At 77.7% G+C, this 16,472-nt stretch carries 1 protein-coding gene; it reads left to right on the top strand.

Going from position 1 to position 16,472, the window contains the following annotated elements; translation table 11 throughout:
• The first annotated feature begins 35 nt into the window (after nt 1-35).
• Nucleotides 36-16,469, top strand: coding sequence for a type I polyketide synthase (locus ACGFSC_RS17180; RefSeq protein WP_359905262.1), 16,434 nt, complete (start codon nt 36-38; stop codon nt 16,467-16,469).
• Nucleotides 16,470-16,472: the final 3 nt, after the last annotated feature.

Genomic DNA, 16,472 nt, shown 5'->3' with positions numbered 1-16,472 from the left:
TTCGTCGCGCCATCCGTGGAAGAGGGTTTCACCAGATGGTTGATAAGGATACGCTTCGCGATTATCTGAAGCGGGTCACCGCCGATCTCCACCGGACCAGGCAACGCCTGGCCGATTTCGAGGCGGCGGACGCCGAACCGCTGGCGATCATCGGGATGAGTTGCCGGTTCCCCGGCGGCGTCCGTTCACCGGAGGACCTCTGGCGGCTGGTGGCCGACGGCGCCGACGCCATCGGCCCCTTCCCGGAGGACCGCGGCTGGGCCCTCGACCACCTCTTCGACGACGACCCGGACCGGGCCGCGACCAGCTACGTGCGCGAGGGCGGCTTCGTCACCGGGGCCACCGAGTTCGACCCCGGGTTCTTCGACATCTCGCCGCGCGAGGCGCTGGCGATGGACCCGCAGCAGCGGCTGCTGCTCCAGGCGTGCTGGGAGGCCGTCGAGCGCGCCCGCCTGGACCCCACCTCGCTGCGCGGCAGCGACACCGGCGTCTTCATCGGCGCCGGCGACCAGAAGTACACCGCGCTGGTCGCCGGGTCGCCGCACGAGGGCGGCGAGGGCTACCTGCTCACCGGCGGCGCCAGCGCCGTCATCTCGGGCCGGGTCTCCTACGCGATGGGCCTGGAGGGCCCCGCGATCACCGTGGACACCGCCTGCTCCTCCTCGCTGGTCGCGCTCCACCTGGCCGCCCGTTCGGTGCGCCAGGGCGAGTGCTCGCTGGCGCTGGTCGGCGGCGTCACCGTCATGGCCACCCCGGGTGTGTTCACCGAGTTCAGCAAGCAGCGCGGGCTGGCCGGGGACGGCCGGTGCAAGTCCTTCGCCGCCGCGGCCGACGGCACCGGCTGGTCCGAGGGCGTCGGCGTGCTCCTGGTGGAGCGGCTCTCCGACGCGCGCCGGCTCGGGCACCCGGTGCTCGCCGTGGTGCGCGGCTCGGCGGCCAACCAGGACGGCGCCTCCAACGGGCTCACCGCCCCCAACGGGCCGTCCCAGCAGCGGGTCGTCATGCAGGCCCTGGCCAGCGCCAAGCTGTCCACCGGGGACGTCGACCTGGTCGAGGCGCACGGCACCGGCACCGAGCTGGGCGACCCGATCGAGGCCCAGGCCCTGCTGGCCACCTACGGCCAGGGCCGGGCGCAGGACCGTCCGCTGTGGCTCGGCTCGGTCAAGTCCAACATCGGGCACGCCCAGGCCGCGGCCGGCGTGGCCAGCGTGATCAAGACCGTGATGGCGCTGCGGCACGGCGTGCTGCCGGCCACCCTGCACGTGGACGGACCGACCCCGCACGTGGACTGGTCGGCCGGCGCGGTGGAACTGCTCACCGAGTCCCGGCCCTGGCCGCGCGGCGCCGAGCCGCGCCGCGCGGGCGTCTCCTCGTTCGGCATCAGCGGCACCAACGCCCACATCATCCTGGAGGAGGCCGACGAGCCCGCGGCCGACGAGCCCGGGGCGGCGGAGGCCGGGGCGGCGGAGGCCGTGGCAGGCCCGGCCGGCGGGGAACTCCCCTTCGTCCTCGGCGCCAAGAGCGAGGCCGCGCTGCGCGGCCAGGCCGCGCGGCTGCGCGCCCTGCTGACGGCCGACCCGGCGGTGCACCCGGCGGACCTCGGCCGCTCGCTGGCCGTCACCCGCGCCGCGCTGAGCCACCGCGCGGTGGTCGTCGCGGCCGACCGCGCCGGCCTGGAGGCCGGCCTGGCCGCCCTGGAGGACGGCACCGAGAGCGGCCGGGTGGTGCGCGGCACCGCCGCCCGCAGGAGCGGCAAGCTGGCCTTCCTGTTCACCGGCCAGGGCGCCCAGCGCGCCCGGATGGGCGCCGAACTGGCCGCCGCCCAGCCCGTGTTCGCCGAGGCCCTGGCCGAGGTGTGCGAACGGCTGGACCCGCACTTCGACCCGCCGCTGCGCGCCGTGCTCGACGCCGAGCCCGGCAGCGACACCGCCGCGCTGCTCGACCGGACCGCCTACACCCAGGCCGCGCTGTTCGCCGTCGAGGTGGCGCTGTACCGCCTGGCGACCGCCTTCGGCCCGGCCCCCGACTTCCTGCTCGGCCACTCGGTCGGCGAGGTCGCCGCCGCCCACGTCGCGGGCGCGCTCCCGCTGGACGACGCCTGCACCCTGGTCGCCGCGCGCGGACGGCTGATGCAGGCGATGCCCGAGGGCGGCGCGATGCTCGCCGTCGGCGCGGACGAGGCGCGGGTCCGCGAGGACCTGGCCGCGGTGGCCGACCGGGTCGCCGTCGCCGCCGTCAACGGGCCGGCCTCGACGGTCGTCTCCGGCGACCGCGAAGCGGTCCTGGCGCTCGCCGCCACCTGGCGCGAACGCGGCCTGCGCACCCGCGAGCTGCGGGTCTCGCACGCCTTCCACTCGCCGCACATGGACGGCATGCTGGCGGAGTTCCGCGAGGTCGTCGCGGGGCTCGCGTTCCGGCCGCCGGTGATCCCGGTGGTCTCCAACCTCACCGGCGCCCCCGTCGGCGCCGAGCAGCTGGCCGACCCGGACCACTGGGCCCGGCAGGTCCGCGAGACCGTCCGGTTCGCCGACGGGGTCCGGCACCTGGACGCGCAGGGCGTCACCCGCTACCTCGAACTCGGGCCCGACGGCGTGCTCACCGCCATGGCCCGGGAGAGCCTCGCCCACCGCGAGGACACCGTCTTCCTGGCCCCGCTGCTGCGCCGCGACCGGCCCGAGCCGCTGAGCGTCGCCACCGCGCTGGCCGGCCTGCACGTGCACGGCGGCGCCGTCGACTGGGCCGCCGTCTTCGGTGACGGACGCCTGCTGGACCTGCCGACCTACGCCTTCGAGACCGCGCCGTACTGGCCCAACACCGCCTCCTGGCGCGGCGACGTCACCGCGGCGGGCCTGAGCGCCATCGGCCACCCGATGATCGGCGCCGGGATCTCGCTCGCCGGCGGGGACGAACTGCTGTTCACCGCACGGCTGTCCGCCGACGCCCACCCGTGGCTGGCCGACCACCGGGTGCACGGCCGGGTCGTCGTTCCCGGCACCGCCTTCGTCGAACTCGCCGTCCACGCGGGCGACCAGGTCGGCTGCGGGGACCTCGACGAGCTGGTCCTGGAGGCGCCGCTGGCGCTGCCCGACCGCGGCGCGGTCCAGGTCCAGGTGGCGGTCGGCGCCGCCGGCCCGGACGGCCGCCGCACCGTCACGGTGCACGCCCGGCCCGAGGAGCGGGCCGACGACAACTGGCCGGAGCGGCCCTGGACCCGGCACGCGACCGGCGTGCTGGCCCCCACCGCCGACGGCGCGGCGGCCGAGCCGGCCCCGCAGCAGTGGCCCCCCGTCGGCGCCGCCCCGGCCGACGTGGACGCCGTGTACGAGCTGCTGGAGACGGCCGGACTGGCGTACGGCCCGGCCTTCCGCGGCCTGGCCGCCGCCTGGCGCCACGGTGACGCGATCCTGCTGGAGGCCCGGGCCGGAGACCCCGAGGAGGCCCGCCGCTACGGCCTGCACCCGGCGCTGCTGGACGCCGTCCTGCACGCGCTCGCGGTCCGTTCGACGGCCGACGGGGGAGCCGACGGCACCCCGCTCACCGCCGGACTGCCGTTCTCCTGGACCGGGGTCGCCCTGCGCGCCTCCGGCGCCCCCGGCGTCCGGGCCCGGATCACCCCGCTGGGTGAGGACGCGCTCTCCCTGGTCGCCTGGGACGGCGACGGCCGGCCGGTCGTCACCGTCGAGCGCCTCGTGCTGCGCGCGGCCGCCCCCGCCGGTCCGTCCGCCGACCCGGCCGGGCTGTACCGGGTGGACTGGCGGCGCCCGGCCGACGGCGGCACCGAGGTCGCCGTGCCCGCGGACCTCGCGCTGCTGGACGCCGAGGACGCCCTGGCCGCGGCCGTCGACGAGGACGGCCACGTGCCCGGAATCGTGGTGCTGCCATGCCCGGCCGGCTCGGCGCAGGAGGCCGTCGCCCGGGTGCTGACGGTGCTCCAGGACTGGCTGGCCGACGACCGCTTCACGCCCGCCCGCCTGGTGGTGCTCACCCGCGACGCGGTCGCCGCCGCCCCCGGCGACCCGGTCGCCGACCCGGCCGGCGCCGCAGCCTGGGGCCTGGTGCGCACCGCGCAGACCGAGCACCCCGACCGCTTCGTCCTGCTGGACGCCCCCGCCGGGGTGCCGGTGCCGACCGAGGTGCTGACCGCCGCCGTCGCCTGCGGCGAACCCCAACTGGCGCTGCGCGACGGCGAACTCGCCGCCGCCCGCCTGGTCCGCGCGGCCGTGCCCGCCGGCCTGCCGGCCCCGGCCGGAGCCGGGGCCTGGCGGCTGGACACCCGCGACCCGGGCACTCTGGAGGCCCTCGAACTGCTGCCGGTCGACCCGGCCGTCCCGCTGGCCCCCGGCGCGGTGCGGCTCGGCGTGCGCGCGGCGGGCCTGAACTTCCGCGACGTGCTGGGCGCGCTCGGCATGTACCCGGGCGAGGTCGTGCTCGGCGGCGAGGCCGCCGGCGTGGTGCTGGAGGTCGGACCGGACGTCGAGGGCCTGCGCCCGGGCGACCGGGTGTTCGGCCTCTGCCCGGCCGCGTTCGGCCCCGTCGCCGTCACCGACCACCGGCTGCTCGCGCCGATGCCCGCGCACTGGTCCTTCGCCGAGGCCGCGGCCGTCCCGATCGCCTACGCCACCGCCTACTACGGCCTGGTGGACCTGGCCGGCCTGCGGGCCGGCGAGTCGGTGCTGATCCACGCCGCCGCGGGCGGCGTCGGCACCGCCGCCGTCCAGGTCGCCCGACACCTGGGCGCCGAGGTCTACGGCACCGCCAGCCCGGCCAAGTGGGAGGCGGTGCGCGCCCTGGGTGTCGCCGCCGACCGGATCGCCTCCTCCCGGGACACCGGCTTCGCCCGGCGCTTCGCCGAGGCCACCGACGGCCGCGGCATGGACGTGGTGCTGGACGCCCTGGCCGGCGAGTTCGTCGACGCCTCGCTCGACCTGCTGCCGCGCGGCGGCCGCTTCATCGAGATGGGCAAGACCGACGTCCGCGACCCCGGCGAGGTCGCCGCCCGCCACCGCGGCGTGCGCTACCAGGCCTTCGACCTGATCGAGGCCGGCCCCGAGCGGATCGGCGAGATCCTCGCCACCCTGCTGGAGCTGTTCCGCGCCGGCGAGCTGCGGCTGCCGCCGCTGCGCGCCTGGGACGTGCGCACCGCCCCCGAGGCGTTCCGCCACATCGGCCAGGCCCGCCAGATCGGCAAGGTCGTCCTCACCCTGCCGCGCGCCTTCGACCCGGACGGCACCGTCCTGGTCACCGGCGGCACCGGCGGCCTCGGCCGGGGCCTCGCCGAGCACCTGGCGACCGCCCACGGCGTCCGCCACCTCACCCTGCTCAGCCGTACCGGGCCCGCCGCCGAGGGCGCCGCCGCGCTCACCGAGGCGCTGGCCGAACGGGGCGCGCAGGTCGAACTGCTCGCCTGCGACGCCGCCGACCGGGACGCGCTCGCCGCGGTGCTCGCCGGGCTCACCCGCCCGCTGACCGGGGTGTTCCACCTGGCCGGCGTGGTGGACGACGCCGTGGTCACCGGGCTGACCCCGCAGCGCGCCGCCGCCGTCCTGCGCGCCAAGGCGGACGCCGCCGCGCACCTGGACGAGCTGACCCGGCACGCCGACCTGGCGGCCTTCGTGCTCTACTCCTCTGCCGCCGGCACCCTGGGCAGCGCCGGGCAGGCCGGCTACGCCGCCGCCAACGCCTACCTCGACGCCCTCGCCCACCGCCGCCGCGCCGCCGGGCTGCCCGCGCTGTCGCTGGCCTGGGGCGCGTGGCAGGACACCGCCGGCATGACCAGCCGGCTGACCGGGGCCGAGCGCGAGCGCATCGCCCGCTCCGCCTTCCCGCCGCTCTCCGTCGAGCGCGGCCTCGCGGCCCTGGACGCGGCGCTCGCCCTGCCCCACCCGGCGCTGGTCGCCACCGGGCTGGACCAGGCGGCCCTGGCCGCCGGCGCGGGGTCGCTGCCGCCGCTGCTGCGCGAACTCGTCCGCGGCGGCACCCGGCGCGTCTCCGGCGCCGACCCGGCCGCCGCCGGTTCGACCCTCGGCCGCCGGCTGGCCGGACTCGGCGCGGAGGACCGGCTCCGGCTGCTGCTGGAGCAGGTGCGCGGCCAGGCCGCCGCCGTGCTCGGCTTCGCCGGGCCCGAACCGGTCGACCCGAACCGGGCGTTCAAGGAGCTCGGGGTCGACTCGCTGACCGCGGTCGAGCTGCGCAACCGGCTCTCCGCCGTCACCGGGCTGCGGCTGCCGGCCACCCTGGTCTTCGACCACCCGACCCCGGCGCTGCTCGCCGAGGAGCTCGGTCGCGAACTGCTCGGCGCGTCCGAGCCCGAGCCCGCGTCCGGGACCGCCACCGCCGGCCCGGCCCCGGTGGCCGCCACCGGCCCGGCCGACGACCCGCTGGCGATCATCGGCATGAGCTGCCGACTGCCCGGCGGCGCCGACACCCCCGAGGGGCTGTGGCGGATCGTCAGCCAGGGCGTGGACGCCATGACCCCGGTGCCCACCGACCGCGGCTGGGACCTCGGAGCCTTCCCGGAGGGCTTCGCGGACGGCCTCGACGGCGGCTTCGTCGACGGCCTGGCCGACTTCGACCCCGCCTTCTTCGGCATCAGCCCGCGCGAGGCCCTGGCGATGGACCCGCAGCAGCGGCTGCTGTTGGAGACGGCCTGGGAGGCGATCGAGAGCGCCGGGATCGACCCGACCACGCTGCACGGCAGCCCGACCGGCGTCTTCGTCGGAAACGCCACCACCGGCTACAGCGTCGGCGCCACCGAGGTGCCCGAGGGCATCGGCCCGCACCTGATGCTCGGCACCGCCGCCTCCGTCACCTCCGGCCGGGTCGCGTACACCCTCGGCCTGGAGGGCCCGGCGCTGTCCATCGACACCGCCTGCTCCTCCTCGCTGGTGGCGCTGCACACGGCGGGCGAGGCGCTCGGGCGCGGCGACTGCTCGCTCGCGCTGGTCGGCGGCGTGACCCTGATGGTCGTGCCGACCATGTTCGTCGAGGGCACCCAGGGCGGCGCGGTCTCCACCGACGGCCGCTGCAAGGCCTTCGCCGCCGCCGCCGACGGCACCGGCTGGGGCGAGGGCGCCGGCATGCTGCTGGTCGAGCGGCTCTCCGACGCCCGCCGCAACGGCCACCGGGTGCTGGCCCTGGTCCGCGGCACCGCCGTCAACCACGACGGCGCCAGCAACGGGCTGACCGCCCCCAGCGGCCGGGCCCAGCAGAAGGTCATCCGGCAGGCGCTGAGCGCCGCCCGGCTCGCCCCCGGCGACGTCGACGCCATCGAGGCGCACGGCACCGGCACCGAGCTGGGCGACCCGATCGAGGCACGGGCGCTCCAGGCCGTCTACGGCCGGGACCGGGAGGCCGACCGCCCGGTGTGGCTCGGCTCGGTCAAGTCCAACATCGGGCACACCCAGTCCGCGGGCGGCGTCGCCGCCGTGATCAAGATGGTCCAGGCGATGTGGCACGACCTGCTGCCCGCCACCCTGCACGTGGACGAGCCGACCCCGCACGTGGACTGGTCGGCGGGCGCGCTGCGCCTGCTCACCGAGCCGGTGCCGTGGCCGCGGGGCGGTCGCACCCGCCGGGCGGGCGTCTCCTCGTTCGGCATGAGCGGCACCAACGTCCACGTGATCCTGGAGGAGGCGCCGGAGCAGGCCGAGGCCCCGGCGCGGCCGGCCGCCCCGTCCCTGGACGGCGCCCCCACCCCCTGGCTGCTGTCCGCCCGCGGCGAGGCCGCGCTGCGCGCGCAGGCCGCACGGCTGCTCGAACACCTCTCCACCCGGGCGGAGCTGACGGACCGTCAGATCGCCGGAGCGCTGTCGTCCGGCCGCTCCGCCTTCGACCACCGCGCGGTGCTCCTCGCCGACGACCGGGACTCCTTCACCGAGCTGCTGACGGCGCTCGCCGAGGACCGGACGGCCGAGGGCCTGGTGCGCGGCGTCGCCGCCGCCGGGGGCCGCACCGTGTTCGTCTTCCCCGGCCAGGGCACCCAGTGGGCCGGCATGGCCGCCGGTCTGCTGGAGGCCTCCGAGGTCTTCCGCGACTCCGTCCGGGCCTGTGACGCCGCCCTGGCCCAGTACGCCGACTGGTCGGTGGAGGACGTGCTGCGCGGCGCCGAGGACGCCCCGCCGATCGAGCGGATGGACGTCGTCCAGCCCGTGCTGTTCACCATGATGGTGTCGCTGGCCGCGCTCTGGCGCTCGCACGGCATCACCCCCGCCGCCGTGGTCGGGCACTCCCAGGGGGAGATCGCGGCGGCCCACGTCGCGGGCGCGCTCACGCTGTCCGACGCGATGCGGATCGTCGCGCTGCGCAGCCGGCTGCTCCTGGCGCTCGCCGGGCAGGGCGCCATGGCGTCGGTCTCGCTGCCCGAGGACGAGGTGGCCGCCCGGATCGAGGCCTGGCCGGGTGAGCTGCACATCGCCGCCGTCAACGGCCCGCGCTCGATCGTGGTCGCCGGAGACCCGGGGACGGTCGACGGGTTCGTCGAGGCGCTGGCCGCCGAGGACGTGCGGGTGCGCAAGGTCCGGGTCAACGGCGCCGGCCACTCGCCGCAGGTCGAGCCGCTGCGCGAGGCCGTGCTGGAGGCGCTGGCCGGCATCGAGCCGCGGCCCGCCCGGACGGCCTTCTACTCCACCGTGACCGGCGGCGCGCTCGACACCACCGAGCTGGGCACCGCCTACTGGTACCGCAACATGCGCGAGCCCGTCCGGTTCGCCCACGCCGTCCGCTCCCTGCTGGAGGACGGCTACCGCACCTTCGTCGAGTCCAGCCCGCACCCGGTGCTGGGCCCCGGCGTGCAGGAGGCCGCCGAGGAACTCCCCGGCACCGGCGAGGTGACCGTGGTCGGCACCCTGCGCCGCGACGAGGGCGGCCCGGCCCGGTTCCTGCGCTCGCTCGCCGAGGCGCACGTCCACGGCGCCCGCCCGGACTGGTCCGCGGTCCTCGGCGGCGCCCCGGCCACCGCCGTCGAGCTGCCCACCTACGCGTTCCAGCGGCAGCGCTACTGGCTCGACCTGCCGACGGCGCACGGCGCCGCGGCCGGCGACGCCCTGCGCGACCCGGCCGAGGAGCGGTTCTGGGCGGCGGTCTCCGAGGCCGACCCGGCCGGGCTGGCCGAGGCACTCGGCGTGGACGACCCGGACGCCCGCGCCGCGCTGGCCGCCGCCGCGCCCGCGCTGCCGGTGCTCTCCTCCTGGCGGGCGCGACGCCGGGACGGCTCCACCATCGACAACTGGCGCTACCGGGTGCGCTGGCGGCGCATCGCCCGCACCGAGGGCGCCGAACTCTCCGGCACCTGGCTGCTGGTCGTCCCGGGCGGCGAGGACGACGGGACCGCCGCGTTCTGCGCGCGGGCGCTCGGCGAGCACGGGGCCCGCGTGGTGACCGTCTCGCCCGCCGCCGACGACCCGTCCGGCGACGGCCTCGGCGAGCGGATCGCCGAGGCGGTGGCCGAGGGGCCGGCCGGCGTGCTCTCCCTGCTGGCCCTGGACGAGGAGACCCACCCGGACCACCCGGTGCTCTCCCGCGGGCTGGCCCGCACCCTCGCCCTGGTCCGGGCCGTGGAGGCGGCCGGCGGCACGGCACCGCTCTGGATCGCCACCCGGGGCGCGGTCTCGGTGGGGGCCGCCGACCCGCTGACCCGCCCGGAGCAGGCCGGCGCCTGGGGCCTCGGCCTGACCGCCGGACTGGAACTCACCGGCCGTCGGATCGGCCTGCTCGACCTGCCCGCCGACCCGGACGACCGCGCCCTCGCCCGGGTGGCCGCCGTGCTCCACGGCGGCTCCGGCGAGGACCAGGTGGCCCTGCGGGCCGCCGGCGTCTTCGGCCGCCGGATGGTCCGGGCCCCGCGCGAGGACGCCGCGGGCACGGACGGCTGGCAGCCCCGCGGCACCGTCCTGGTCACCGGCGGGACGGGCGCCGTCGGCGGCCACGTGGCCCGCTGGCTGGCCCGGGCCGGCGCCGAACGGCTGGTGCTGGCCGGCCGGCGCGGACCGGCCGCCCCCGGCGCCGCGGAGCTGGCCGCGGAGCTGACCGCGCTCGGCGCCGAGGTCCGGATCGAGGCCGTGGACGTCACCGACCGCTCCGCCGTCGCCGCCCTGCTGGCGCGGCTGCCGGAGCTCACCGCCGTCGTGCACGCGGCCGGCGTCGCCCAGAGCACGCCCGTGCTGCACACCGACGTCGCGGAACTGGCCGCCACCCTGGAGGCCAAGGTCGCCGGCGCCGTCCACCTGCACGAACTCGCCGGGGACGACCTGGAGGCCTTCGTCCTGTTCTCCTCCGGCGCGGCCGTCTGGGGCGGCAGCGGCCAGGCCGCCTACGCGGCCGCCAACGCCCGCCTGGACGCGCTCGCCCAGTACCGGCGCTCGCTCGGGCTGCGCGCCACCTCGGTCGCCTGGGGCGGCTGGGCCGGCGGCGGCATGGCCACCGACGAGGCGATGGCCGTCCTCGGCCGGCGGGGCCTGGCCCTGATGGACCCGCAGCTCGCGGTCACCGCGCTCGGCCAGGCGCTCGCCGACGACGAGACCCTGCTGACCGTCGCCGACATCGACTGGGCCGCCTTCGCCCCGGCCTACAGCGCCGCCCGCGAGCGGCCGCTGATCGACGAGATCCCCGAGGCCCGGGAGGCGCTCGCCGACTCCGGGCCGCAGACCGCGGCGCCCGCCGGCGAGGGCGAGTTCGCCCAGCGGCTGGCCGCCCTCCCCGCGGGCGAGCGCGGCCGGGTCGTCCTCGACCTGGTCCGCACCCACACCGCCGCCGTGCTCGGCTACCCCGGACCCGGGGACGTCGAGCCCGCCCGGGCGTTCCGCGAGGTCGGCCTGGACTCGATCATGGCGGTCGAGGTCCGCAACCGGCTGCGCACCGCCACCGGGCTGCGGCTGCCGGCCACCATGGTCTTCGACCACCCGACGCCGGCCGCCGTCGCCGACCACCTGGCCACCCTGCTGCTCGGCGCCCCGGCCACCGCGGCCCCCGCGCCGGAGCACGGCGCGGCGCCCGCGGACGACGACCCGATCGCCATCGTCGGCATCGGCTGCCGCTTCCCCGGCGGCGTCCGCTCCCCGGAGGACCTGTGGGAGCTGGTGCTGGGCCGCCAGGACGCCGTCACCCCGTTCCCCGCCGACCGCGGCTGGGACCTGGACGCGCTCTACCACCCCGACCCGGACCGGCCCGGCACCACCTACGTCCGCGAGGGCGGCTTCCTGGAGGGCGCCGGCCACTTCGACGCCGAGTTCTTCGGCATCAGCCCGCGCGAGGCGATCACCCTGGACCCCCAGCAGCGGGTGCTGCTGGAGGCGGCCTGGGAGGCGCTGGAGCGGGCCCGGATCAACCCGGCGACGATGGCCGGCGCCAAGGCCGGCGTCTACGTCGGCACCTCCTTCCAGGGCTACGGCGTGGACGCGCAGGACGGCATCGCCGCCTCCGAGGGCTTCTTCCTGGCCGGGACGGGCACCGCCGCGGTGTCCGGGCGGCTCGCGTACACGCTCGGCCTGGAGGGCCCGGCGGTCACCGTGGACACCGCCTGCTCCTCCTCGCTGGTGGCGCTGCACCTCGCCTGGCAGGCGGTGCGCAACGGCGAGTGCACGCTGGCCCTGGCCGGCGGCGTCACCGTGCTGCCCACCCCGGTCTCCTTCACCGAGTTCAGCCGCCAGCGCGGACTGGCGCCGGACGGCCGCTGCAAGGCGTTCGCCGCCTCCGCCGACGGCACCAACTGGGGCGAGGGCGTCGGCGTGGTGGTCCTGGAGCGCCTCTCGGAGGCGCGCCGCAACGGCCACCCCGTGCTCGCCCTGTACACCGGCTCGGCGACCAACCAGGACGGCGCCTCCAACGGCCTGACCGCGCCCAACGGGCCGTCCCAGCAGCGGGTCATCCGCCAGGCGCTGGCCAGCGCCGGGGTGCGGCCGAGCGACATCGACCTGGTCGAGGCGCACGGCACCGGGACCTCGCTCGGCGACCCGATCGAGGCCCAGGCCGTGATCGCGACGTACGGTCAGGACCGCCCCGAGGACCGGCCGGTCGGGCTAGGCTCGCTGAAGTCCAACATCGGGCACACCCAGTCCGTCTCCGGCGTCGCCGGTGTGATCAAGACCGTGATGGCGCTGCGCGCCGGCGTCCTGCCGCCGACCCTGTTCGCCGAGGAGCCGACCCCGCACGTCGACTGGAGCGCGGGCCGGGTCGAGCTGCTGACCGAGGCCCGCCCCTGGCCGAGCACCGAGGGCCCGCGCCGGGCCGGCGTCTCCTCCTTCGGCGGGACCGGCACGAACGCCCACGCCGTCCTGGAGCAGGCCCCGGAGCCCGAGGAGGAGCCGCGCGCGGAACGCGCGGCCGGCACGCTGCCCTTCGTGCTCTCCGCCCGCGGCCCGCAGGCCCTGCGCGAGCAGGCCGAACGGCTGCTGGCACACCTGGACGCCGAGCCCGCGGCGGACCTCGGCGACCTCGCCTACTCGCTGGCGACCACCCGCACCCCGTTCGCCGAGCGCGCCGTGGTGCTCGCCGCCGACCGGGCCGAGCTGCGCGGCGGCCTCGCCGGGCTGGCCGCGGGGCAGACCCCCGAGGGCACCCCGACCGGCTCGGCCGTGAACGGCCGCACCGTGTTCGTGTTCGCCGGCCAGGGCGCCCAGTGGGCCGGCATGGCCGCCGGGCTGATGGACTCCTCGGAGGTCTTCGCCGAGCACATCGCCGCCTGCGACGAGGCGCTCGCCCCGTACACCGACTGGTCGTTGGTGGACGTGGTGCGCGGCGTCGAGGGCGCGGCCGCGCTGGACCGGGTCGACGTGGTGCAGCCGGCCCTGTGGGCGATGATGGTCTCGCTCGCCGCGGTCTGGCGCTCCTGGGGCGTCGAACCGGACGCGGTGATCGGCCACTCGCAGGGCGAGATCGCGGCCGCCTGCGTGATCGGCGCGCTGTCGCTGGAGGACGCCGCCCGGGTGGTGGCCGTGCGCAGCCGGGCGATCACCGCGCTGTCCGGCAAGGGCGGCATGGTCTCGGTCGCGCTCCCCGCCGCGAAGGCCGGGGAACGGATCGCCCCGTGGGCGGGGCGGATCTCCGTCGCCGCCGTCAACGGGCCCTCCTCCGTGGTGGTCTCGGGCGAGACCGGGGCCCTGGAGGAGTTCTTCGCCGGCTGCGAGGCGGACGGGGTCCGGGTCCGCCGGATCGCGGTCGACTACGCCTCGCACTCGGCCCAGGTCGAGGCCGTCGAGGAGCGGCTGGTCGCGGAACTCGCCGGGATCACCCCGCGTTCCTCCGCGGTCTCCTTCTACTCCACCGCGCTCGGCCGCTGGACGGACTCCGCCGAGCTGGACGCCGGGTACTGGTACCGCAACCTGCGCAACACGGTCGGCTTCGAGCAGGCCGTGCGCGCCGTCGCGGCCGAGGGCTACCGGCACTTCGTCGAGGCCAGCCCGCACCCGATGCACACCGTCGGCATCCAGGAGACCCTGGACGACCTGGACGAGGCCGTCACCGGCGGCGGCGCCGTGGTCGGCTCGCTGCGGCGCGACCAGGGCGGCCTGGACCGGCTGTGGACCTCCGCCGCCGAGGCGCACGTGCGCGGCCTCGCCGTGGACTGGGCGCAGCTGCTCGGCGGCCTCGGCGCCCGCACCGTCGACCTGCCCACCTACGCCTTCCAGAGCAGGCGCTACTGGCTCGGCGGCTCAGGTGCCGGCTCCGGCGCGGCCGAGGCCGCCACGGCCGGGCTCGGCGCCACCGGGCACCCGCTGCTCGGCGCCGCCGCCGACCTCGCCGGGCTGGACGCCGTCCTGATGACCGGCCGGCTCTCCCGCCGCTCCCAGCCCTGGCTGGCCGACCACGCCGTGCTCGGCACCGTCCTGCTGCCCGGTACGGCCTTCGTCGAGATCGCGGTGCAGGCCGGCGCGCAGGTCGGCTGCGGCCACGTCGAGGAGCTCACCCTGGAGACCCCGCTGCTCCTGCCGGAGCACGGCGCGGTACGCCTGCAGGCCGTCGTCCAGGCCCCGGACGCCGCGGGACGCCGGATGCTGAGCGTCTACTCCCGGCCGGACGACGGCACGGCCGCCGCCGGCACCGACGGCTGGACCCGGCACGCCACCGCGACCCTGGCCCCGGAGCCGCCCGCCCCGGCGTTCGACCTCGCCCAGTGGCCGCCGCGGGACGCCGAGCCGATCGACCTCGGCGGCTTCTACCAGGAGCTGGAGGCGCGCGGCTACGCGTACGGGCCGACCTTCCGGGGCCTGCGCGCCGCCTGGCGCCTGGACGAGCAGATCTTCGCCGAGGTGTCCCTGCCGGAGCCGGGCCCGGACGCCGAGCGCTTCGGCGTCCACCCGGCGCTGCTGGACGCGGCGCTGCACGGCATCGGCATGCTGCGGGCGCTGCGCGAGTCCGAGCGCGGTGAACGGGCCCGGGCCGAGCTGCCGTTCGCCTGGCGCGGGGTCGGCTGCCACCAGCGGGGCGTCACCTCGCTGCGGGTCCGGCTGGCCTTCGCCGAGGCGGACGGGATCACCCTCCAGGCCGCGGACGACACCGGGCTCGCCGTCGCCTCGGTCGAGGCGCTGGTCTCCCGGCCGGTGCCGGACGGCCTCGGCACCGCCCCGGCCCCCGGACAGTCGCTGTTCCAGGTGGAGTGGACCGGGGCCGCCCCGGCCGGGGACACCCGGCCCGGCCGCCTGCTGCTGGCCGGTGACGACCCGTCCGGGCTCGCCGAGCGGCTCACCGCCGCCGGCGCCCCGCCCGAGCGCCACCGGGACCTGGCCGCGGTGGCGGCGGCGCTCAGCGGCACCGACGAGCCCGCGACCGTCCTGGTCCCGCTCGCCGGCGCCACCGGCGGTGACCCGGCCGAGGCGGTCCGCACCGTCACCCACACGGCGCTGGCGCTGGCCCAGCAGTGGCTCGCCGACGACCGCTTCGGCTCCTCCCGCCTGGTGCTGGTCACCCGGGGCGCCGTCGCGGCCGACCCGGCCGAGGCCCCCGCCGACCTGCCCGCGGCGGCGGCCTGGGGCCTGCTGAAGTCCGCCCAGTCCGAGCACCCCGGCCGGTTCGTGCTGCTCGACGAGGACGGCCACGAGGACACCGCCCCCGCCCTGCTCGCCGCGCTGGGCACCGACGAGCCCCAGGCCGCGCTGCGGTCCGGCGCCGTGCGGGTGCCGAGGCTGGCCCGACTGGCCGTACCGGCCCGGCCGGACACCCCGGTGTTCGACCCGGACGGCACCGTGCTGATCACCGGCGGCACCGGCACCCTGGGCCAGGCGCTGGCCCGGCACCTGGTGACCGAGCACGGCGTCCGGCACCTGGTGCTGGCCGGCCGGCGCGGACCGCAGGCCCCCGGCGCCGCCGAACTGGTCGCCGAACTGGCCGACCTGGGCGCCGAGGCCGAGATCGCGGCCTGCGACGTGGGCGACCGCACGGCGGCGGCCGCGCTGCTGGCCGGCATCCCGGCCGACGCCCCGCTGCGCACCGTCGTGCACGCGGTCGGCGAACTGGACGACGGCGTGCTCGTCGGGCTCGACCCGGCGCGCGTCGACCGGGTCCTGCACGCCAAGGTCGGCGGTGCACTGCACCTGGCCGAGCTGACCCGCGGCACCGGACTGTCCGGCTTCCACCTCTTCTCCTCGGCGGCCGGCACCTTCGGCGGCGCGGGCCAAGCCAACTACGCCGCGGCCAACGCCTTCCTGGACGCCTTCGCCCAGGCCCGCCGGGCGGAGGGGCTGGACACGGTCTCCTTCGCGTGGGGCCCGTGGGCGCAGCCGACCGGGATGACCGGGAACCTGACCGAACTGGACGTCAACCGGGTGCGCCGGCTCGGCATGACACCGGTGTCCACCGCGGAGGGCCTGGCGCTGTTCGACGCGGGTCTGGCCGCCGGCACCGCCGTGGTCGTGCCGATCAACCTGGACACCGCCGCGCTGCGGACCCAGGGGCTGCTGCCCCCGCTGCTGCGCGGTCTGATCCCCGCGGCGCCGACGGCGCCCGGGGCGGGCGGTCGGACCGGGGCCGCGGCCCGCGACGCGCACCTGCCCGAGCGGCTGGCCGGCCTCTCCGACCGGGAGCGGCTGGAGGCGCTGCTCGACCTGGTGCGCACCCAGGCCGCCACGGTGCTGGGCCACGACTCGGCGGGCTCGGTCGGTGCCGAGCGGGGCTTCCTGAAGGTCGGCATGGACTCGCTCACCGGCGTCGAGCTGCGCAACCGGCTGGCCCTGGCCACCGGGCTGCGGCTGCCGGCGACGCTGATCTTCGACTACCCCACGCCGCTGGACCTGGCGCGTCACCTCCGGGACGAGCTCGCCCCGGCGCCGACCGCCCCGGCCGCGAGCGCCCTGGACGAGCTGGCCAGGTTCGAGGAAGTCCTGAAGAACGTCGGCACCGACGGCTCCGAGCGGGCCGAGGTCGGCCGACGGCTACGCGAACTGGCCGCCCGATTCGGCGAGTTCGGCACCACCGACAGTGCGGCGAGCCTGGAGACGGCGACCGCGGAGGAGCTGTTCCAGATCCTCGACCAGTCGCAGTGAGAT

It is taken from the genome of Kitasatospora sp. NPDC048715, assembly GCF_043198905.1.
GTDB classification, from domain to species: domain Bacteria; phylum Actinomycetota; class Actinomycetes; order Streptomycetales; family Streptomycetaceae; genus Kitasatospora; species Kitasatospora lactacystinica.
This window is presented reverse-complemented; position numbering and strand designations above follow the sequence as displayed.

Bases quoted from the DNA above. Each gene is read 5' to 3' on its own strand.
- ACGFSC_RS17180 (WP_359905262.1), top strand. From the start codon at position 36: ATGGTTGATAAGGATACGCTTCGCGATTATCTGAAGCGGGTCACCGCC.